The sequence below is a fragment of the Ruegeria sp. HKCCD3925 genome (genome assembly GCF_057221175.1).
Genome location: NZ_JBWVBI010000005.1, coordinates 296544 through 317737, shown reverse-complemented (window position 1 = coordinate 317737; position 21194 = coordinate 296544). Strand labels below are relative to the sequence as shown.

The following is a 21194-nucleotide window of genomic DNA, read 5'->3' as shown; positions in this document are numbered from 1 at the left end:
CCTTAGAACGTCCGCGCCTTGGGCGCGATTCTTTTCATGCTGATGCCGCCTTCGTCTTCGGTCGTCAGCGGATCAACGATAACCGGACGGTAGCTAAGCTCTACTTTGTTGCCATCGACACGGCTGACCGTGTGGACGCGCCAGTTCTCATCGTCGCGCTCGGTGAAATCTTCATGGGCGTGCGCACCGCGGGATTCCTTACGCGCTTCGGCACCAACGATGGTGGCGAGCGCGCTTGGCATCAGGTTGGTAAGCTCGAGCGTCTCCATCAGATCGCTGTTCCAGACCAACGATCTGTCAGAAACCTTCAGATCATCCATCTTGGCGGCGATCGCAGTCATCTTCTCGACGCCCTCAGCCATGGTCTTCGAGGTGCGGAAAACCGCCGCGTCCTCTTGCATGGTGCGCTGCATCTCAAGCCGCAGATCTGCGGTTGGAATTGCACCGCTGGCGATGCGCGCCGCATCGAACCTGTCAAACGCCTTATCGACAGAGGCCTGGTTCAGAACCGGGTTCGACGCGTCGGCATCCACAACTTTGCCCGCTCGGATCGCCGCAGCGCGGCCAAAGACCACGAGGTCGATCAGCGAGTTTGAACCAAGACGGTTTGCCCCGTGAACCGAGGCACACCCGGCCTCGCCCACAGCCATCAGACCAGGGACCACGGCGGTCGGGTTGTCGGCTGTCGGGTTCAGAACTTCACCCCAATAGTTCGTCGGGATACCGCCCATGTTGTAGTGCACGGTCGGCAGAACCGGGATCGGTTCCTTGGTAACGTCAACACCGGCAAAGACGCGCGCAGATTCTGAAATGCCCGGTAGGCGTTCCGCCAAAGCTTCGGCTGGCAAATGGCTGAGGTTCAGATGGATGTGATCGCCGTTGTCACCGTGGCCGCGCCCTTCGCGAATTTCCATGGTCATTGAACGGCTAACGTAGTCGCGCGGCGCGAGGTCTTTGTACTGAGGCGCATAGCGCTCCATGAACCGCTCGCCTTCCGAGTTGGTCAGGTATCCGCCTTCACCACGTGCACCTTCGGTGATCAGGCAGCCCGATCCGTAGATGCCGGTTGGGTGGAACTGAACAAACTCCATATCCTGCAGTGCAAGACCCGCGCGGGCCACCATACCGCCACCGTCGCCGGTGCAGGTATGTGCCGAGGTTGCACTGAAATAGGCGCGGCCATAGCCGCCGGTCGCCAGAACAACCATCTTGGCGTTGAAGACGTGCATCGTGCCGTCGTCCAACTTCCAGCACACGACACCCTGACACTGTCCGTCCTCAGACATTATCAGATCAATGGCGAAATACTCGATGTAGAACTCGGCGTTGTTCTTCAGCGATTGACCATACAGCGTGTGCAGGATCGCATGACCGGTCCGGTCGGCGGCGGCACAGGTCCGCTGCACAGCGGGGCCTTCGCCAAATTCGGTGGTGTGGCCACCAAATGGGCGCTGATAGATCTTGCCTTCTTCGGTCCGGCTGAATGGCACTCCGTAATGTTCTAGCTCATATACGGCTTTGGGTGCTTCACGCGCGAGGTATTCCATCGCATCGGTGTCACCCAGCCAGTCCGAGCCCTTGACGGTGTCATACATGTGCCACTGCCAATGGTCTGGCCCCATATTCGACAAGGACGCCGCAATGCCGCCTTGGGCGGCCACTGTGTGTGAACGGGTCGGGAATACCTTCGTCACGCAAGCGGTGCGCAAACCCTGCTCGGCCATGCCCAATGTTGCACGCAGACCCGCGCCACCGGCACCGACAACCACCACGTCATATTCGTGGGTTTCGTATTCATATGCTGCTGTCATTGTTCTTGTTCCTTACTGCGCATATCCGAGGGCCAGACGCGCGAGCGCAAACAGACCCGCAGCAATCAGTGTGTATGCAAAAGCTTGCGCGGCCATCAGCGCCAGCTTTTCCGCGACGCCATGCACGTAGTCCTCAATCGCTTCCTGGGCTTCGCGCAACAAATGCGGGACGACAACAACCAGTGTCAGACCCATGATAATCGCCGGGAACGGGCGGCTGTAATAGGCCAGAGCCTCTTCGTAGGTTCCACCTAGGGCGTGCCCGAAGGTAAATACAAACAGCGGTACAAGGATGACCAATGCCGCCGAGCTGAGCATCATTTGCCAGTGGTGATGTGTACCTGCACGTCCGGCCCCCATGCCCTGCGCGCGTTTACGGTCTGTGAGAAACTGCATCGCGAACCTCCCCTTAAAGCGCTACGGCTGTGATCAGAGCCAGAACAGTTGCCAGCACGAACATGCCAATGCCCATCTTCTCGGACACCTCAACATCCACGCAATATCCCAGATCCCAGATGACGTGCCGCAAACGGCCCAGCATGTGATAGAAAATGGCCCAAGCCGCGCCGAACATGATCAGATCACCCAGGAAACTGGTCATCAATCCATTGATCAGCTCAAAGGCGCTTTCCGATGTGGCCGCAGCAAGTAACCACCAGACGACCAACAAAGCCAAACCAAAAGACGCAAGACCCGTGATGCGCACCATAATCGAAGATATGGACGTCATCTGTGGACGATAGATCGTCAAATGTGGAGAAAGCGGGCGGTTGCCTCGATTTACATCGGCCATGTTGGCTCCTTTTCGGTTGGCTACCGAACGTTTTACTGTTTTTTACGACTCTGTCACGCGCTGCAGGTGCAAAATCCAGTAAATTTAACGCAAAATCGCTGATAAGCCGTGTTTGTGATCACACAAAATATTCTCGTGATCACAAATCACATTCGATACCGCCAATGTTAGCGTTTTCAATGAAAAAGCAATGTGATCACGAATCTATTATTGGAGCGGCGTCAGCCCTGCAGTCTGCTGTGTCACCTCGCGTAAAAGCTTCTTGCGAATACGTTCGGGATAATCCGCGAAGCCTGCTGCAGAGACGACAAAGGCCCCCTCGCCAACGATGACGTTCTCGAAGAAATAGGCTGTCAGATCGGGTTCACTTTCTTCAATCGCGATCGCGTTCACGGTGATGCCGCGATCCCGCAGTTTGGCGTGGATGGTCGACGGCTCGATTCCTTCATTCGAAATTCCGTCGCCCGAAAGATCAATAAGATGCCTTTCGCATTCGGGCACGTCGTCAAAGCTGGCAACCGTCATATCGAGCGCCTCACCTATCGCAGTTGAGAAGTTACGCCAGACACGAGGATCAGCTGCGACCTGATCAGCAAAACTGTCCAAGGTGTTAAAACTATCGATCCGGGTCCAGGGGATCGTGATCCTCTGGCGAGAACTGCCTGTCCATTGCACGAGCATCAGCCGAGCCTGTCCGCGCACCAAGGCCTCGGATACGATAGGGTCCCGCAGACCTGCGGCAAGACCGTCCATTTGGATACGATATTCCTCGGAATCAACCGAGCCTGAAACGTCTACGGCCAAGGCCAGAGCCAAATCACAAGCATAGGCCTGAGATGCCAGATACAGGCTGGCGGCGAGCGCACGAAACATCATCATGCGCCAAGCGTAGCATGGATTTCGCGGACCGTGATCACTTGAATGTCAGCCGCCAGAAGGCATTGGCTACATCGGCATAAGAGCCCAATAATCCAAATCTAGCAGAACGTTAGGAAGATATCTCCCCTCGTCATTGCGCAGAACGAAGGGCTCGCCGCCTTTGGTCGCAACAAGGCGCAAGCGGATGGCACCGATTCCGGGAGTTCCGGTCTCGGCCTTGTCCAAAACTTCGGACCAGGCTTTGATCGTATCGCCCGAGAAACAAGGATTGGCGTGGGCACCGCCGTTCAGACCAACGATCATCTGCGCATTCGCCAGGCCATTAAACGACAAGGCACGCGCCATTGAGATAACGTGGCCGCCATAGATCAGCCGCCCCTCTGGACGGAAGGTGAGGTCGAAATGCACTTTGGCGGTGTTCTGCCACAGGCGGGTGGCCAGCATGTGCTCGGCCTCTTCGACGGTCACGCCATCGACGTGATCGATCGTTTCTTCCGTGTTGTACGCATCCCAGCGGTGGTTTTCGCCGGATTGTACAAAATTATATTTCGAGAAATCGAGCCCCTGCGGTACCGCCAGATCGCTGACATCAAGCGCCTTTTTCAGATTGGGCACCACCGTCTCTGGTGCAGGCGCATCGAGGTTTGATTTGCGCACCATGACCCAGCGAACATACTCGATCACCACTTCGTCGCGCTGGTTCAGCCCGCGGGTGCGGACCCAGACGACACCGGTTTTGCCGTTTGAGTTTTGCTTGAGGCCGATCACCTCGGATTCGGCGCGCAAGGTATCGCCGGGATAGACCGGTTTCAGCCAGCGACCCTCGGCATAGCCCAGATTGGCGACCGCGTTCAGCGAGATATCGGGAACCGTTTTGCCGAATACCACATGGAACGCCGCCAGATCATCAATCGGGCTTTGCGGCAGGCCACAATTCCGGGCAAACTCATCCGAGGAATAGAGTGCGTGTCGTGCAGGGTAGAGCGCGTGATAAAGCGCGCGCTCGCCATCCGTCACCGTGCGCGGCACGGCGTGATGCAGGATCTGACCGACTGAATAATCCTCGAAAAAGTTACCCGGATTGGTTTTTGCCATTATTGCTGTCCCAGTTTCATGTCGGGGGTGTAATCAGCGGCGACCTCTTTGGTCACAGCCTGCGCGCAACGCATCACGTTATTTGCGGCGTCAAAGGCATAGGACGGGTCGCCATAAAGCTCCCATCCCTTTGCCAACGCGTCCGAGACCTTGTGGCAGAAGGCTGATGTGTCTTCCTCGGTCAACAAACGATAAAGTTTCGCCATTGATTAGGTCCCTTATCCACCAAACGGAGACGGACCAACCAGCCCGTGAATATAGCCCACAACGCCCAGCAGCACGATGGAGCCCACAAAGAACATGGCATCTTTGCCGTATGTGCCGGGTTCGCCCGGCGCCCAGTCTGGTTCGGATTTGTTGATCACGATCACTTCGACAATTGCCCAGGCCAGCAAGCCACCAAACAGGATGATCGAGGCCAGATCACCGTTCACCAACAGGTGCGCAAAGGCCCAGAGTTTAAAGCCACCCAGCATGGGGTGACGGACTTTGTTCAACAGGCGACCTTTGGTTCCCGCAGGGCTGGCCAGATAGAACGCGATCAACACCAGCAGGTTGTTGACGTGAATCAGAAAGGTTGGCGGCGCCCAGACATATATGAAATCGGTCATGCGATAACCGAAGATCATCAACAATACCGAGGCCACCAAGGCGAGCGCCACGACGCCCTTGCCCGCGTCGCCCATGGCGGCACGTCGTTCCGGCATCGCGCGCTTAAAAAGATGTGCGGCCCACCAAAGTGCCACACCAAGGATCAGAAGAACAAAGCCCATACTGGCTTACCCCGCTTGCAAAGCTACTATCGCCTCTGCTTTTGCCAGAGTTTCGCGGGCAGTTACAACGTGTAGGTTTTCAACAATCTTGCCATCGACAACGGCGACCCCCTGCCCCTGCGACTCGGTTTCCTCGAAAGCGGCAATCTGACGGCGAGCCAGATCAATCTCATCCTCGGAAGGGGCAAAGGCGGAGTTTGCGATGTCGACCTGGGCCGGGTGGATCAGGGTTTTGCCATCAAAGCCCATGTCGCGGCCCTGGGCACACTCGGCGGCCAGACCGTCGGTGTCCTTGAAGGCATTGTAGACGCCATCGACGATGATCAGCCCCTCTGCCTTGGCCGCCAACAGGCACAGGCCAAGCGAGGTCATCATCGGCAAACGGTCGGGGCGGAAGCGCGTCTGCAGCTCTTTCGCAAGATCGTTGGTCCCCATGACAAAGCCTGCCATCAGCGGATGTGCGGCAATTTCGGCTGCGTTCAGCATCCCGCGCGGCGTCTCCATCATCGCCCAGATCGGCAGGTCTCCGGTGATTGAGGTCAGCGCATCCACATCCGCAGCAGAACTCACCTTTGGCAACAGAACGGCATCTGCATCCATCTCGCGCACGGCTTCGGCATCCGCGCGCCCCCATTCGGTATCAAGCCCGTTGATCCGCACGATCTTGACCCGAGCGCCATAGCCTCCGGCGGCCAAAGCCGCCTTGAGGGTCTCGCGCGCGTTCTCTTTCTCATCAGCCGCAACCGCGTCTTCAAGATCAAAGATGATGGCGTCCACCGGCAATGTGCGGGCCTTATCAAGCGCGCGTTCACGCGAGCCGGGGATGTATAGTACCGAGCGATAGGGGCGTTGGCGCGGGTCCACGGGACTCTCCCATTGAAATAATGTTGCGCGGAATGGGGCATTTTTTGACGGAAAGTTCAAGAACAAAATCGCCGCAGCGCAGCATTTCCTGCGCTGCGCAACGTGCGTTGCCTTAACGCGATGTCCTTTTGCCTACGGCACGCTGCTTTGAGGAAGAGCTTGAAAGGGGTGACCAATGAAAACGATTATGCTGAAAATGACGATTGGCTTGGGCATCATGGTACTGGCAGCGCAACAAGTCAGCGCACAGAATTGTGCGCCACGCGAAGACGTGATCAAGCGATTGACAAAGTCATATGGCGAAACCCGACGAGGCATCGGTATTGCGCGTCGGGGAGCGGTGATGGAGGTTTTTGCCTCGGACCAAACCGGCAGTTGGACCATTGTTGTGACCTTGCCGGAAGGTGTGACCTGCCTGATCGCCTCGGGCCAGTCTTATGAAACACTGGCCGAAGCATTGCCGCCCAACGCCTAAACCAGCGCATCCCAAATAAGTTTGCTTCCCGTCAGGGTCAGCAAGACGTAGGCAATGTTGAAAAACAATCGTTCGGAGAGCATGAAATGCGCCCGGACGCCCAGCCAGGCCCCGAGGATCGCAAACGGGGTCAGCAACAGGTCTGCCAAGGCTGTGTGCCAAGTGAAGAGGCCCAGATAGGCGAAGGGCACGAATTTGACGGCGTTGATCACCCAGAAGACCAGCACGGTCGAGGCTTGAAATTCGGTTTTCGTCAGGCGTTGTGACAGCAGGTATACGGCGGCGGGTGGGCCGCCCGCATGGCTGACAAAGCTGGTGAATCCGGCGATAAGCCCGGCAAACAAACCCGCCGATGGAGGCAATTGGTTGGCAAAGCCCCGCACCCAGCCTCTGGTCTGGGCAACGTGCCAGATCACGAAACCGACCGATATTCCGCCAATCAACAGACGTAGCAGATCGTCATCCGTCGCACGATAAAGCCACGCGCCCAGCGCGATACCGGGTACTGCGCCCAACATCAGAAGGCGCGAATCCGGCCAGCTCCAGCGTTTCCAATACGGCTTTAACGTCGCCAGATCGATCACCATCAGTATCGGCAGCATTAGCGCTAGCGCCTGTCCTGGCGTCAGTATCAGAGCCAGAATCGACGAAGATGCAAACGCCACTCCCGAGCCGAACCCACCTTTCGAGATCCCCGCGAAGATCACCGCCGGGATCGCCACTGCAAAAAACATCAGGTTCATGTCGAACATCAGGCACCCCGGAATTATGCATGATTCACAGGCGGTTTAGCGCAATCGGCGGGGTGGGTGCAAACGGTATGCGGTGGCATGCCGCGCCGCAGAAGGCTTGCGTGACGCCGCTTTTGCGACTAGCACAACCGCGATTTCAAAACCGACCGGAGATATTCCAAATGGCCAGACCCAAGATCGCGCTGATCGGCGCAGGTCAGATCGGCGGCACGCTCGCCCACCTCGCTGCAATGAAAGAACTTGGTGACGTCGTGCTGTTCGACATCGCCGAAGGCACCCCGGAAGGAAAGGCGCTGGACATCGCCGAATCCGGCCCCTCGGAAGGCTTCGACGCCAAACTGAAGGGCACCCAGTCCTATGAGGACATCGCCGGTGCCGACGTCTGCATCGTCACCGCTGGCGTGCCGCGCAAGCCGGGCATGAGCCGCGACGACTTGCTGGGCATCAACCTGAAGGTCATGAAATCGGTCGGTGAAGGCATCGCCGCAAACGCTCCGGATGCGTTCGTCATCTGCATCACCAACCCGCTGGACGCGATGGTTTGGGCGCTGCGTGAATTCTCGGGCCTGCCGCACAACAAAGTCTGCGGCATGGCGGGCGTTCTGGACTCGGGCCGTTTCGCACACTTCTTGTCGGAAGAGTTCAATGTGTCCATGCGCGACGTCACCGCCTTTGTTCTGGGCGGCCATGGCGACACGATGGTGCCTTCGGTACGCTACTCGACCGTTGCCGGTATCCCGCTGCCCGATCTGGTTGAGATGGGCTGGACCACGCAGGAAAAACTGGACGCCATCGTTCAGCGCACCCGTGACGGCGGCGCAGAAATCGTTGGCCTGCTGAAGACCGGCTCGGCTTTCTATGCACCGGCGACTTCGGCGATCGAAATGGCCGAAGCCTATTTGAAAGATCAGAAGCGCGTTCTGCCTTGTGCAGCCTATTGCAACGGCGAACTGGGTGTCGACGGCATGTATGTCGGCGTGCCTACCGTAATCGGGGCAGGTGGTATCGAGCGCGTCGTCGACATCAAGCTGAACGAAGAAGAACAGGCCGGTTTCGACAATTCGGTCAATGCCGTTAAGGGCCTGATCGAAGCATGCAAGGGCATCGACAGCTCGCTGGCCTAAGTCACGAACCCTAAAACCAATGAACCGGCCCTCTTCACGGGCCGGTTTTCTTTTACACGGTGCCAAGCTGGCTAAAAGATGTTCGCGCAAACGTCGCAAAACTCATCTATGAATGTGTTTTGTGGGCATGATCCCGGATCATCGAATCAATTTCCACGCCCCGCAATTTTTGTGATCACACCCCAAAAACCTGTGATCACAAATACTGAAAATCTTCGACAATTTCCCGTGACCCGTCAAAAAACTCTTTAATTTTGGCGCTTAGACACCCCTATAACGGTGTAATCGTAGTCAGACGGGACAATTTCGATGAACATTCACGAATATCAAGCCAAAGCGCTTCTTCGCAGCTATGGCGCTCCGGTCTCCGATGGTCGCGCAGTTCTGCGCGCCGAGGAAGCCAAAACCGCAGCCGGTGAATTGGACGGGCCGCTTTGGGTCGTCAAGGCGCAAATCCACGCGGGTGGTCGCGGCAAGGGTTCCTTCAAAGAGGCCGACGCCGGTGAAAAGGGCGGTGTCCGTCTGACCAAATCGGTGGAAGAAGCCGCCGAAGAAGCCAAAAAGATGCTGGGCCGCACGCTGGTCACCCATCAGACCGGCCCCGCAGGCAAGCAGGTGAACCGCATCTACATCGAAGCCGGTTCGGGCATCGAACGTGAACTTTACCTGGCCCTGCTGGTGGACCGCCAGACCAGCCGTATCTCATTCGTATGCTCGACCGAAGGCGGCATGGACATCGAAGAGGTGGCCGCTGCGACGCCTGAGAAAATCCTGTCCTTCTCGGTTGATCCCGCCACTGGTTATCAGCCCTATCACGGCCGCCGCATCGCGTTCTCGTTGGGACTGGAAGGCGCGCAGGTCAAACAATGCGTCAAGCTGATGAACCAGCTCTACAATGCCTTCGTCGAGAAGGACATGGAGATGCTGGAGATCAACCCACTGATCGTCTCGGACAAGGGCGACCTGAAAGTACTGGACGCAAAAGTCGGCTTTGATGGTAACGCGGTATACCGCCACCCGGATATTGCCGAGTTGCGCGACACGACCGAGGAAGACCCCAAGGAACTGGAAGCGTCCAAATACGACCTGAACTACATCGCGCTGGACGGTGAGATCGGCTGCATGGTCAACGGTGCCGGTCTTGCGATGGCCACGATGGACATCATCAAGCTTTACGGTGCCGAGCCTGCCAACTTCCTGGATGTGGGCGGTGGCGCGACCAAAGAGAAAGTAACCGAGGCGTTCAAGATCATCACCTCGGACCCCAACGTCAAAGGCATTCTGGTCAACATCTTCGGCGGCATCATGCGCTGTGATGTGATTGCCGAGGGCGTCGTTGCCGCGGTGAAAGAGGTGGGCCTGCAGGTCCCGCTGGTCGTGCGTCTGGAAGGCACGAATGTCGAGAAGGGCAAAGAGATCATCAACACCTCGGGCCTCGATGTGATCGCAGCGGACAATCTGAAAGACGGTGCCGAGAAAATCGTGAAGGCCGTCAAAGGCTGAGTGTCATCCCGTAGGGTGGGCTTCAGCCCGCCTTTCCCAAGATTTTGGCGGGCAGAAGCCTGCCGTATAAAGGAGAACGCCAGATGGCAGTCCTCATCGACGAAAATACCAAAGTGATCTGTCAGGGCTTTACCGGCTCGCAGGGCACATTCCACAGCGAACAGGCCATCGCCTATGGCACCAAGATGGTCGGCGGCGTGACCCCCGGCAAAGGCGGGATGACACATCTTGACCTGCCCGTGTTCAACTCGGTCCACGAGGCCAAGCATGTGACCGAAGCCAATGCCAGCGTGATCTACGTGCCGCCGCCGTTTGCAGCGGATTCGATCCTCGAGGCGATTGATGCCGAGATGGAAGTGATCGTCTGCATCACTGAAGGCATCCCCGTTCTGGACATGATGAAGGTGAAGCGTGCGCTGGAAGGGTCGAACTCGCGCCTGATCGGCCCGAACTGCCCCGGTGTCATCACGCCCGACGCCTGCAAGATCGGCATCATGCCCGGCCACATCCACAAGCGCGGCTCGGTCGGTGTTGTGTCTCGTTCGGGTACCCTGACTTATGAGGCCGTCAAACAGACCACCGATGTGGGTCTGGGCCAGTCCACCTGCGTGGGCATCGGCGGCGACCCGATCAAAGGGACCGAGCATATCGACGTGCTGGAATGGTTCCTGGCGGATGACGAAACCGAGTCGATCATCATGATCGGTGAAATCGGTGGCTCGGCCGAGGAAGAAGCTGCACAGTTCCTGGCGGATGAGGCCAAGAAAGGCCGCAAGAAGCCCACGGCAGGGTTCATCGCGGGCCGCACGGCCCCTCCTGGCCGCCGCATGGGCCACGCGGGCGCCATCGTCGCCGGCGGCAAAGGCGGCGCCGAGGACAAGATCGAAGCCATGCGCTCGGCTGGTATCGTCGTGGCCGAAAGCCCGGCGCAGCTGGGTGAGGCTGTGCTGGAAGCCATCGGTTGACCAGAATTTGACTGCTTTGGGAGGAGCGGTAAACATGACTTTCGGCGAAGCCATTAGAACCTGTTTCTCCAAGTTTTTCACCTTTTCGGGCCGTGCCTCGCGGCCCGAATACTGGTTTTTTTTCCTGTTCATCGTGATCTGGAGCATCATTGCCGGGATCATCGACTGGCAGTTCTTCACTCAGGTCGCAGTGACTGAAACCGAAACATCCAAATCCGTCACGGCCACCTCAACAGGCCCGGTCCAAAGCATCGTCAGCCTGATTGTCTTCTTCCCGCATCTGGCCGTTGCATGGCGGCGGATGCATGATACCGGGCGCAGCGGGCTTTATGCTCTGCTGCCGATCCTGCTGATACTTGGTGCGCTTGCCGTCCTGATCTTTGGCATCGGCCTTGCCAGCCAGTTCCATGGCGGCACGTTGGATATCCTGTTCACCCGCGCAACTCTTCTTATTGTCATTCCGACACTTCTTGTCCTGTTTGTGTCGCCCCTCCTGGTTCTGTGGTGGCTGACCCGCCCCAGCGAACCAGGCACCAACCAATACGGTCCCAACCCATATGAGGTAGCCCAATGACCGAACACTCGCCCAACACCGCCTTTCATGCCTCAAGCTTCATGCAGGGGCATAATGCCGAATATCTGGAGCAGCTTTATGCCCAGTACACCAAGAACCCCGGTGCGGTCGACGCAGCCTGGGTCGAGTTCTTCAAGGCCATGGGCGATGACGCGCCGGATGTGCAGCGCGAGGCCGAGGGCCCTTCGTGGGCGCGCAGCGATTGGCCTCCGATGCCTGCCGATGATCTGACGGGTGCGTTGACTGGCGAGTGGGCCGAGATCGACGCCAAAGCAGCGGGCAACAAAATCAAGGACAAGGCGGCGGCCAAGGGTGTTGAGGTCAGTGATGACCAGATCAAGCGCGCGGTGCTGGACAGCCTGCGGGCGCTGATGCTGATCAGGGCCTATCGTATCCGGGGCCATCTGGCAGCTGATCTGGACCCGCTGGGCATGCGCGCCGCCAGTACGCATCCCGAGCTGGACCCGAAGACTTACGGGTTCACCGATGCTGACATGGATCGACCGATCTTTATTGACAACGTGCTGGGCCTGCAGATGGCCAGCATGCGCCAAATCGTCGAGATCGTGAAGAGGACCTATTGCGGCACCTTCGCGCTGCAATACATGCATATCTCGAACCCGGAAGAGGCCGCGTGGCTGAAGGAACGCATCGAGGGGTTCGGTAAGGAAATCGCCTTCACCAAGGAAGGCCGCAAGGCGATCCTGAACAAGATGGTCGAGGCCGAGGGTTTCGAGAAATTCCTGCATGTGAAATACATGGGCACCAAGCGGTTTGGTCTGGACGGTGGCGAGGCACTGATCCCCGCGATGGAACAGATCATCAAGCGCGGCGGCGCCTTGGGCCTCAGCGATATCGTCATCGGTATGCCACACCGGGGTCGTCTGAACATTCTGGCCAATGTGATGGGCAAGCCCTATCGCGCGATCTTCAACGAGTTTCAGGGCGGCAGCTTCAAGCCCGAAGACGTGGATGGATCAGGCGACGTGAAATATCACCTCGGCGCGTCAAGCGACCGAGAGTTCGATGGCAATAGCGTTCACCTGTCGCTGACCGCAAACCCCTCGCACCTTGAGGCAGTGAACCCGGTGGTTCTGGGCAAGGTCCGTGCCAAGCAGGACCAGTTGAACGACGAAGACCGCACCAAAGTGATGGGCATTCTGCTGCACGGCGACGCAGCCTTTGCCGGACAGGGTGTTGTGGCCGAAGGCTTCGGCCTGTCGGGTCTGAAAGGGCACAAGACCGGCGGCACCATGCATATCGTGGTGAACAACCAGATCGGTTTCACCACCGCGCCGCATTTCAGCCGTTCCAGCCCTTATCCCACGGATATCGCGCTGATGGTTGAGGCTCCGATCTTCCACGTGAATGGCGACGACCCCGAGGCGGTGGTGCATGCCGCCAAGGTGGCGACCGAGTTCCGCCAGAAGTTCCACAAGGACGTGGTGCTGGATATCTTCTGCTACCGCCGGTTTGGTCATAACGAGGGTGACGAACCCATGTTCACCAACCCGATCATGTACAAGAAGATCAAGACGCATAAGACCACGTTGTCGTTGTATACCGAGCGCCTTGTCAGGGACGGGCTTATCCCCGAAGGCGAGATTGAAGACATGAAGGCGGCCTTTCAGGCACATCTGAATGAAGAGTTCGATGCCGGGAAAGACTACAAGCCAAACAAAGCCGACTGGCTGGATGGGCGCTGGTCGCATCTGGACAAGCACAAAGACGAATACATGCGCGGTGAAACCGCAATTACACCAGAGACGCTGGCCGAGATCGGCACCGCTCTGACCAGCACCCCTGAAGGTTTTGCGATGCACAAAACCGTGGGCCGGTTGCTGGACCACAAAAAACAGATGTTCGAAAACGGAACCGGCTTTGACTGGGCAACGGGCGAGGCTCTGGCGTTTGGCTCTCTGCTGACCGAAGGCTACCCTGTACGTTTGGCCGGACAGGACGCGACGCGTGGCACATTCAGCCAACGCCATTCTGGATTTGTCCATCAGGAAACCGAGGAACGGTATTACCCGCTGAACAATATCCGCAAGGGCCAATCACATTACGACGTGATTGACTCGATGCTGTCCGAATACGCGGTGCTTGGGTTCGAGTATGGCTATTCACTGGCCGAGCCCAACGCGCTTGTTCTCTGGGAGGCACAGTTTGGCGATTTCGCCAACGGGGCGCAGATCATGTTCGATCAGTTCATCAGTTCGGGTGAATCGAAGTGGCTGCGGATGTCTGGTCTGGTCACGCTGCTGCCGCATGGGTTCGAAGGGCAAGGCCCAGAACACTCATCTGCGCGGCTTGAGCGGTTTCTGCAAATGTGCGGTCAGGACAACTGGATCGTGGCGAACTGCACAACGCCTGCGAACTATTTCCACATCCTGCGCCGTCAATTGCACCGGACCTTCCGCAAGCCGCTTATCCTGGTGACGCCGAAGTCGCTGCTGCGCCATAAGCTGGCGGTCAGCAAGGCCGAGGAATTCACCACAGGCTCGAGCTTCCATAGGGTGCTGTGGGATGATGCTCAACAGGGCAACTCGGACACTAAACTGGTGGCAGATGACAAGATCAAGCGGGTCGTCATGTGCTCGGGCAAGGTCTATTTTGATCTGCTTGAGGAACGCGATGCGCGCGGCATCGACGACATCTACTTAATGCGGATCGAGCAATACTATCCTTTCCCTGCGCATTCGCTGATCAACGAGCTTGAGCGCTTCAAGGGGGCCGAGATGGTCTGGTGTCAGGAAGAACCCAAGAACCAGGGGGCTTGGACCTTTATTGAGCCCAATATCGAATGGGTTCTGACCCGCATTGGCGCAAAACACACTCGTCCGGTCTATGCCGGTCGCGCAACTTCGGCCTCGCCCGCGACGGGTCTGGCCAGCCAACACAAAGCCCAACAAGAAGCGCTGGTGAACGAAGCGCTGAGCATTGAAGGAAAGTAAACGATGACGATTGAAGTTCGTGTTCCCACGCTGGGCGAGTCTGTCACCGAAGCCACCGTTGCGACTTGGTTCAAAAAACCCGGCGATGCAGTCGCCGTAGATGAGATGCTATGTGAACTTGAGACCGACAAGGTCACGGTCGAGGTGCCCTCACCCGCTGCTGGCGTGATGGGTGAGATCGTTGCAGCCGAAGGTGAGACCGTGGGCGTCGATGCCCTGCTTGCCACGATAGCGGCGGGCGAAGGGGCTGCGCCTGCTCCGGCAGCGGCGGCCCCGGCCCCGGCGGCAGCGGCACCCGCAGCATCAGGCGGCAGTGTAGATGTGATGGTGCCGACATTGGGTGAATCCGTCACCGAGGCTACAGTCTCGACATGGTTCAAACAGGTCGGCGACAGCGTTGCACAGGATGAAATGCTGTGCGAATTGGAAACCGACAAGGTCTCGGTCGAGGTCCCTGCCCCGGCGGCAGGCGTTCTGGCTGAAATCGTTGCGCCTGAAGGCAGCACGGTCGATGCTTCTGCCAAATTGGCGGTGATCTCGGGCGCAGCCGCAGGTGCGGCAGCGGCTCCGGTGGCGGCCGTCGCCGCTCCGGCTGCAGCCAGCACAGGTAAAGACGTGTCCAACGCTCCATCGGCTGAGAAAGCGATGGCCGAAGCCGGTCTGTCCGCGGATCAGGTCACTGGCACCGGACGCGATGGTCGTATCATGAAAGAAGATGTGGCAAAGGCAGTTGCAGCAGCTACGGCCCCAGCGCCTGCGGCGGCTGTGCCCGCCCCCGCTGCCCAAACTCCGCGCGCGCCTGTGGCTGCCGAGGATGCGAGCCGCGAAGAGCGCGTGCGCATGACCCGTCTGCGCCAGACCATCGCCAAGCGCCTGAAGGACGCGCAGAACACCGCCGCGATCCTGACCACCTATAACGAGGTGGACATGACTGAGGTGATGGCCCTGCGCAACCAGTACAAGGACCAGTTCGAGAAGAAGCATGGCGTACGTCTGGGTTTTATGTCCTTTTTCACCAAGGCCTGCTGTCATGCGCTGAAAGAAGTGCCCGAAGTGAATGCCGAGATCGACGGCAATGACATCGTCTACAAGAACTTCGTGCATATGGGTGTGGCCGCAGGTACGCCGCAAGGGCTGGTGGTTCCAGTCATCCGGGATGCGGACTCGATGTCTTTCGCAGCGATCGAGAAAGCCATCGCCGAAAAGGGCAAGCGCGCCCGTGATGGTAAACTCTCGATGGCGGAAATGCAGGGCGGCACTTTCACGATCTCGAACGGAGGCGTCTACGGCTCGCTGATGTCTTCACCGATCCTGAACCCGCCGCAATCGGGCATTCTGGGCATGCACAAGATCCAGGATCGTCCCATGGTCATCAATGGTGAGATCAAAATCCGCCCGATGATGTATCTGGCGCTGTCCTATGATCACCGTATTGTGGACGGCAAGGGTGCTGTGACATTCCTTGTCCGCGTAAAAGAGGCGCTGGAAGACCCGCGCCGTCTGCTGATGGATCTTTAAGATGGCGACTCATGTACTGTGGCAAGCCGATGTGGCCGATTTCGATGCCTGGCTGAAAGTGTTCCGCGAGGATCAACCGATGCGCAAGGCCGCGGGTATCCGCGACCTGCATGTCTGGCGCGATCCAGATCAGCGGGATCATGCGATAGCGATGTTCGAGGTTATGAATCTGGATAAGGCCAAAGCCTTTTTTGGGTCCGAAGAACTGGCGATGCACCATGAACGCGGCGGCATTGCGCATATATCAATCAAGCTGCTGGAACCCGTTTGAAATATAGGTACCCGACCCGCCATACCGGATCGGGACGCTGCCGGATCAGCCGGTCGATTTAGGAGAATGTAATGGCAAATTATGACGTCATCGTAATCGGCGCCGGACCAGGCGGCTATGTCTGCGCCATCCGTTGCGCCCAACTGGGCCTTAAAACCGCAGTTGTCGAGGGGCGCGAGACGCTGGGTGGGACTTGCCTGAACGTGGGCTGCATCCCCTCGAAAGCATTGTTGCATGCCAGCCATCAGTTGCACGAAGCCGAACATAACTTTGCAAAAATGGGCCTTAAGGGGAAATCGCCTTCGGTCGATTGGAAGCAGATGCAGGCCTATAAGGACGAGGTCATCGACGGCAACACCAAGGGCATCGAGTTTCTGTTCAAGAAGAACAAGATCGACTGGCTTAAAGGCTGGGGCTCGATCCCCGCTGCGGGCAAGGTCAAGGTTGGCGATGAGGTACATGAGGCCAAGAACATCATCATCGCATCGGGCTCTGAGCCGTCGGCGCTGCCTGGCGTCGAGGTTGACGAAAAGGTCGTGGTGACTTCGACCGGCGCGTTGTCTCTGGGCAAAGTTCCCAAGAAAATGATTGTGATCGGTGCCGGTGTGATCGGGCTTGAATTGGGCTCGGTCTACAGCCGTTTGGGCGCAGAGGTGACGGTGATCGAATTCCTCAAGGAAATCACGCCGGGTATGGACCCCGAGGTTCAGAAGACTTTCCAGCGCATCCTGAAGAAACAGGGTTTGAAATTCGTCATGGGCGCTGCGGTGCAAAAGACCGAAGCCACCAAGACCAAAGCCAAGGTAACGTACAAGCTGCTCAAGGATGACAGCGAGCACGTCATCGATGCTGATACCGTACTGGTGGCCACCGGGCGCAAGCCATATTCGGATGGGCTGGGGCTGGACGCTTTGGGCGTCGAGATGACCCCGCGCGGCCAGATCAAGGTCGGTAGTGATTGGCAGACCAACGTGCCGGGCATCTACGCCATCGGCGACGTGACCGAAGGCCCGATGCTGGCCCACAAGGCTGAAGACGAGGGCATGGCCGCAGCCGAGCAGGTTGCAGGCAAGCATGGTCATGTGAACTATGGTGTCATTCCTGGGGTCATCTACACTTGGCCCGAAGTGGCCAATGTGGGTGAGACCGAAGCGACACTCAAAGAACAGGGCCGCGCCTACAAGGTCGGCAAGTTCATGTTCATGGGCAATGGCCGGGCCAAGGCGAATTTCGCAGCCGACGGGTTCGTTAAGATTCTGGCAGACAAAGAAACCGATCGCATTCTGGGCGCGCATATCATCGGCCCCGCGGCCGGAGACCTGATCCACGAGGTTTGCGTCGCCATGGAATTCGGCGCATCAGCCGAAGATCTGGCCCTGACCTGTCACGCTCACCCGACCTATTCCGAAGCAGTGCGCGAGGCGGCGCTCGCCTGTGGTGACGGGCCAATTCATAGCTGACCCAACCTGAGCAGGTCCTCTACCCAGTCTCCTTGAGCGGCACCCCGTGTCGCTCAAAACCATTTGCGGCAGGTGATCAGACGCGGTTTACTGACTCCATTGCTTTTGGAAAGGAAGTCAGATGAGCGTCAGTTTACAGGTGATCTATCCCATAGGTACAGAAACACATTTCGATTTCGACTATTATGTCGACACACATCTTCCGCTTGTCGGCGAGCACATGGGGTCACATATCGAACGTACGGTCGTAACCAAAGGCATTGCGGGAGGCCCGGATGAGGCGGCGGGTCACTACGCGATCGCAACGATCATATTTGAAGATCAGGAAGCGATGAACGACGGTATGTCAAAGGCAGGCCCTGTACTGGCTGATCTGCCAATTTTCACCAATGTCAAACCGCAGATGCTGATCGGTGAGGTGATAGGCTGAATCAGAACCATGTTTACCTACCACATGGTTTTTGCGGCGCGGGCACCCCATTCCTGATCATATTGCGCGCCGCCTTCCTCTCCTGACGTCATTTCCGACAATATCTCGCCAGCCGTCGGCAGGCCCTCGCTTTCATCGTGGCCACTCCAGGTTCTGGCCCGGATCAGGGCGCGCGCGCATTGTGTGTAAATCTCGGATATCTCGATTACGATGACGGTTGCGGGGCGTTTTCCGTGTTTTTCGAACCGGGCGCGCAGGGCTTCATCAGCAGTCAGTTGAGCGTTCCCATTTACCCGAACCACATTGTTCGAACCGGGCACCATGAACAACAATGAGACGCGTGGATCGAGTACGATATTTCGCAGGGAATCCAAGCGGTTGTTTCCCCGCCAATCCGGCAGTGCCAGGGTGCCTTGGTCCAGTTCCAACACAACTGGCCCTTCATCTCCACGCGGGCTGCCATCGACACCTTCGGAGCCGACGGTGCTGAGGACACACAGGCGTGAGGCCATAATCCATTTGCGGTAGAGCGGTGTTAGCCGCCGCGCCACTTTGCGTATGGAGGCTGCGCCGGGCGTGCCATACAGAGCCTCAAGGGCAGTGATATCCTTAACGAATTCCATCCGGGTCAAACCCCACTTCTCTCATCAATTCGTTCGAGCGTGTCTCAATCACGTTTTCCAGCTGCTCAAGAAAGGCATTCCGCGCAACGCCGGGTTCGATTGGATTAAGGAAATCGACAATCGCGGTGCCTGGCTTGCGCATGACACCGGTTCTGGGCCAGAAGACGCCCGCATTGGTGGCAACTGGCACGCACGGGAACCCGAGCCCTTCATACAGAACCGCCGTTCCAACCTTGTAAGGCTTGTGTACCCCTGGCGCGACGCGCGTACCTTGCGGGTAGATCACCAACTGACCGGGTTCGCTGAACTCGCGCGCAACATCCTTGACCATCTTCGCAACCGCCGCCCCGCGTTTGCCGCGATTGACCGGGATACATCCCAGACGGCGCGCATACATTCCGATGACCGGCGTCCACAGAAGCTCTCGCTTCATGATGAATTTGCCGTGTGGGATGGCGTCGAAGATTATGATGATGTCCAGAAACGACTGGTGCTTGGCGCCGATCACAACCTCGCCATGTGGGACTTCCCCGCGCACTTCGCAGCGAATACCAACCATCCAGCGGGCCAACCACTTGGTTGTGCGCGCATAGGTTTTGCATGCTCGCAATGCGCCACGCTTGGCGAACAGCGCATAGGGGGCGAAGACAAGCCCCAGCACCAGCATCCAGGCATAGATGGTGATCATAAAGATCAGCGACCGGACCCATTGAATAGCCATGAACATCACGAAAGCTCCTTCAACTTGCGCTGCGCGGCTGACCATGTGGCCAGAAACGCAACGGCCGCGCCCAATACCGGGATCAGCACGGGCAGGATCCAACCGATACCCTGAAACCCAAGGCCAGTGAGAAAACCACCCGCATCCGAGGCTTCAGGGAGCAACAATACACCCGTCATACCCAGCAAGGTGCCAACCGCTGCCCCAAACAGCGCCCGGAACGTAATGCGGCGCACGAACGCTCCGGCGATGAACCGGTCCCGCGCGCCGACCTGACGCAGAACCTCGATTATCTGCGCGTTGGCGGCAAGCGAGGCGTTGGCGGCAAGCGTGATCATAGCGGCAGTGGCGCCACCGATCAGCAGGATCGAAATCCAGCCCAGACGCCGCAGTGAATTGGCCGCATCAACCAATGGCTCGCGCCAGCGAGTGTGATCATCCAGCACTGCGCCCGGCACCTCAGCCCCTAGCCGCAGCCGCAGGCCAGCCGCATCAAGACCCGGCTCACCTTCGATAATCTCTATCAGCTGCGGGATTGGTAAAGTGTCCAGAGGCAAGTCCGGTCCGAACCAGGGTGTAAGCAGTGTGGCCTGCTCTTCGCTCGTCAACGCGCGAGCCGAAGCCACACCCGGCGTTTGCTGGAGGACATTCAAAGCAGCCTCGGTTTGCGCCGCACGTTGATCTGCAGGGGCATTGATCCGCAAAGTCGCTGCCCCCGCCAACTCCGAAGCCCAACGATCCGCCACACGGCCCGAGGCTAAAGAAAGAGCCAGCGCAAAAACCGCCAGAAAGGCCATTGCACCAGACACGAACAGGGTCAATTGCGCGGTAAAGCCCGTGGGTGGCACCACCCGGTCGGCGCGGCTGTCACGGCGCAGCAAATTGCGGATCGTGCCCTTGCTCATAGATCCGCCCCCGCAAGCTGCACCCGGCGCTGCGCGATGCGCAGTACGCGAGCCTGAACTTGGCTTTTGGCGGCGCGGATCAGGCTTAGGTCATGGGTGGCGATCAGCACGGTTTTTCCCATCCTGTTCAACTCGACCAACAGGCGCAGAAGTCGTTGCGACATCTCCCAGTCCACATTGCCGGTGGGCTCATCCGCAAGCACCACATCGGGCGATAGGATGACTGCGCGGGCCAATGCGGCACGCTGGCGTTCGCCCCCCGATAGTTCAGGCGGGTGCGCCTCAAGCCTGCTGCCAAGCCCGACCCAGCCCAGCAGTTCGGTCAGATCGTCCTGCTGCCCATTTTCAGAGCGCCCCGAGACCATCAGCGGCAACGCGACATTCTCGGCCAGCGTCATGTGATCCAAAAATCGGCAATCCTGATGCACCACGCCAATTCGGCGGCGCAGCAGCGCCATCTGATCGCGGTCCATGCGGGCGATATCCTCACCAAAGGCCATCAACCTGCCCGAGGTTGGCAACAACGCGCCATAACAGAGTTTCAGCAATGTGGTCTTGCCCGCACCCGAAGGCCCGGTCAGAAAGTGGAACGATCCGGGCTGTAATTGCAGCGAAACATCGCTTAGCAACTCACCACCGCCGTAGGTATAGCTGATATTCTCCAGCTCGATCACGCCTGCCCCCTTTATTCTGCTCACCTCTTG

23 protein-coding genes are annotated in these 21194 nt (G+C 58.2%); 10 read left to right on the top strand and 13 right to left on the bottom strand.

Going from position 1 to position 21194, the window contains the following annotated elements:
• Window positions 1-2: 2 nt before the first annotated feature.
• From sdhA to AC2TEM_RS14300, 8 genes are all read right to left on the bottom strand, one after another.
• Window positions 3-1811: a succinate dehydrogenase flavoprotein subunit gene (gene sdhA, locus AC2TEM_RS14335; protein WP_170423723.1), complete on the bottom strand. Its 1809-nt coding sequence runs from the start codon at window positions 1809-1811 to the stop codon at window positions 3-5.
• Window positions 1812-1823: 12 nt separating this feature from the next.
• On the bottom strand, window positions 1824-2207 hold the full coding sequence (locus AC2TEM_RS14330; protein ID WP_170395800.1) for a succinate dehydrogenase, hydrophobic membrane anchor protein: 384 nt from the start codon (window positions 2205-2207) through the stop codon (window positions 1824-1826).
• A 13-nt stretch (window positions 2208-2220) separates the two neighbouring features.
• Window positions 2221-2604, bottom strand: a complete 384-nt coding sequence (gene sdhC / locus AC2TEM_RS14325; protein ID WP_170423721.1) for a succinate dehydrogenase, cytochrome b556 subunit — start codon at window positions 2602-2604, stop codon at window positions 2221-2223.
• Between the two features lie 207 nt (window positions 2605-2811).
• Window positions 2812-3483: a DUF1194 domain-containing protein gene (locus AC2TEM_RS14320; protein WP_370644346.1), complete on the bottom strand. Its 672-nt coding sequence runs from the start codon at window positions 3481-3483 to the stop codon at window positions 2812-2814.
• Between the two features lie 66 nt (window positions 3484-3549).
• Window positions 3550-4578 (bottom strand): MaoC family dehydratase, encoded by a 1029-nt coding sequence (locus AC2TEM_RS14315; RefSeq protein WP_170423719.1) that lies wholly within the window; start codon window positions 4576-4578, stop codon window positions 3550-3552.
• Window positions 4578-4784, bottom strand: coding sequence for a DUF1737 domain-containing protein (locus tag AC2TEM_RS14310; protein ID WP_170408336.1), 207 nt, complete (start codon window positions 4782-4784; stop codon window positions 4578-4580). The genes AC2TEM_RS14315 and AC2TEM_RS14310 overlap by 1 nt, the downstream gene beginning before the upstream one ends.
• 12 nt (window positions 4785-4796) lie before the next feature.
• Entirely contained in the window at window positions 4797-5351 is a 555-nt protein-coding gene (locus tag AC2TEM_RS14305; RefSeq protein WP_170395794.1) for an NnrU family protein, read from the bottom strand.
• 6 nt (window positions 5352-5357) lie between these two features.
• Window positions 5358-6215, bottom strand: a complete 858-nt coding sequence (locus AC2TEM_RS14300) for an HpcH/HpaI aldolase/citrate lyase family protein (RefSeq protein ID WP_170395792.1) — start codon at window positions 6213-6215, stop codon at window positions 5358-5360.
• A gap of 175 nt (window positions 6216-6390) precedes the next feature.
• Here AC2TEM_RS14300 and AC2TEM_RS14295 point away from each other — a divergent pair, with 175 nt between their 5' ends.
• Window positions 6391-6690 (top strand): hypothetical protein, encoded by a 300-nt coding sequence (locus AC2TEM_RS14295; RefSeq protein ID WP_170408338.1) that lies wholly within the window; start codon window positions 6391-6393, stop codon window positions 6688-6690.
• Here the strand turns inward: AC2TEM_RS14295 and AC2TEM_RS14290 are convergent.
• Complete coding sequence (locus tag AC2TEM_RS14290) at window positions 6687-7442, bottom strand: sulfite exporter TauE/SafE family protein (protein WP_170423717.1); 756 nt, start codon at window positions 7440-7442, stop codon at window positions 6687-6689. The genes AC2TEM_RS14295 and AC2TEM_RS14290 overlap by 4 nt on opposite strands.
• Before the next feature lie 161 nt (window positions 7443-7603).
• Here AC2TEM_RS14290 and mdh point away from each other — a divergent pair, with 161 nt between their 5' ends.
• The 9 genes from mdh (at window position 7604) to AC2TEM_RS14245 (ending at window position 18241) form a co-directional block, all read left to right on the top strand.
• Window positions 7604-8566 carry a malate dehydrogenase gene (mdh, locus tag AC2TEM_RS14285; RefSeq protein WP_170353522.1) on the top strand — a complete coding sequence of 321 codons (963 nt, stop codon included), beginning with the start codon at window positions 7604-7606 and terminating at the stop codon, window positions 8564-8566.
• A gap of 309 nt (window positions 8567-8875) precedes the next feature.
• Window positions 8876-10069: an ADP-forming succinate--CoA ligase subunit beta gene (sucC, locus tag AC2TEM_RS14280; RefSeq protein ID WP_170395786.1), complete on the top strand. Its 1194-nt coding sequence runs from the start codon at window positions 8876-8878 to the stop codon at window positions 10067-10069.
• A gap of 83 nt (window positions 10070-10152) precedes the next feature.
• On the top strand, window positions 10153-11034 hold the full coding sequence (gene sucD, locus AC2TEM_RS14275) for a succinate--CoA ligase subunit alpha (protein WP_010443702.1): 882 nt from the start codon (window positions 10153-10155) through the stop codon (window positions 11032-11034).
• 34 nt (window positions 11035-11068) lie between these two features.
• Window positions 11069-11608, top strand: a complete 540-nt coding sequence (locus AC2TEM_RS14270) for a DUF805 domain-containing protein (protein ID WP_170423715.1) — start codon at window positions 11069-11071, stop codon at window positions 11606-11608.
• Window positions 11605-14562, top strand: coding sequence for a 2-oxoglutarate dehydrogenase E1 component (locus AC2TEM_RS14265; protein WP_170423713.1), 2958 nt, complete (start codon window positions 11605-11607; stop codon window positions 14560-14562). The genes AC2TEM_RS14270 and AC2TEM_RS14265 overlap by 4 nt, the downstream gene beginning before the upstream one ends.
• Before the next feature lie 3 nt (window positions 14563-14565).
• Window positions 14566-16080 carry a 2-oxoglutarate dehydrogenase complex dihydrolipoyllysine-residue succinyltransferase gene (gene odhB / locus AC2TEM_RS14260; protein ID WP_170423711.1) on the top strand — a complete coding sequence of 505 codons (1515 nt, stop codon included), beginning with the start codon at window positions 14566-14568 and terminating at the stop codon, window positions 16078-16080.
• A 1-nt stretch (window position 16081) separates the two neighbouring features.
• Entirely contained in the window at window positions 16082-16351 is a 270-nt protein-coding gene (locus tag AC2TEM_RS14255) for a hypothetical protein (RefSeq protein ID WP_170395780.1), read from the top strand.
• Window positions 16352-16422: 71 nt separating this feature from the next.
• Window positions 16423-17811, top strand: coding sequence for a dihydrolipoyl dehydrogenase (gene lpdA / locus AC2TEM_RS14250; protein WP_170423709.1), 1389 nt, complete (start codon window positions 16423-16425; stop codon window positions 17809-17811).
• Between the two features lie 121 nt (window positions 17812-17932).
• Window positions 17933-18241, top strand: a complete 309-nt coding sequence (locus tag AC2TEM_RS14245) for an EthD family reductase (RefSeq protein WP_170423707.1) — start codon at window positions 17933-17935, stop codon at window positions 18239-18241.
• 17 nt (window positions 18242-18258) lie between these two features.
• Here the strand turns inward: AC2TEM_RS14245 and AC2TEM_RS14240 are convergent, their stop codons facing one another.
• From AC2TEM_RS14240 to AC2TEM_RS14225, 4 genes are read right to left on the bottom strand one after another with little or no spacing between them, the layout of a single operon-like run.
• Window positions 18259-18864, bottom strand: a complete 606-nt coding sequence (locus AC2TEM_RS14240; RefSeq protein ID WP_170423705.1) for a pyridoxamine 5'-phosphate oxidase family protein — start codon at window positions 18862-18864, stop codon at window positions 18259-18261.
• Complete coding sequence (locus AC2TEM_RS14235) at window positions 18851-19591, bottom strand: lysophospholipid acyltransferase family protein (RefSeq protein ID WP_170395772.1); 741 nt, start codon at window positions 19589-19591, stop codon at window positions 18851-18853. Before AC2TEM_RS14235 ends, AC2TEM_RS14240 begins: the two co-directional genes overlap by 14 nt.
• Window positions 19591-20490 carry a cell division protein FtsX gene (locus tag AC2TEM_RS14230; protein WP_480856267.1) on the bottom strand — a complete coding sequence of 300 codons (900 nt, stop codon included), beginning with the start codon at window positions 20488-20490 and terminating at the stop codon, window positions 19591-19593. The genes AC2TEM_RS14235 and AC2TEM_RS14230 overlap by 1 nt, the downstream gene beginning before the upstream one ends.
• On the bottom strand, window positions 20487-21164 hold the full coding sequence (locus tag AC2TEM_RS14225; protein WP_170423929.1) for a cell division ATP-binding protein FtsE: 678 nt from the start codon (window positions 21162-21164) through the stop codon (window positions 20487-20489). The genes AC2TEM_RS14230 and AC2TEM_RS14225 overlap by 4 nt, the downstream gene beginning before the upstream one ends.
• Between the last annotated feature and the right edge of the window lie 30 nt (window positions 21165-21194).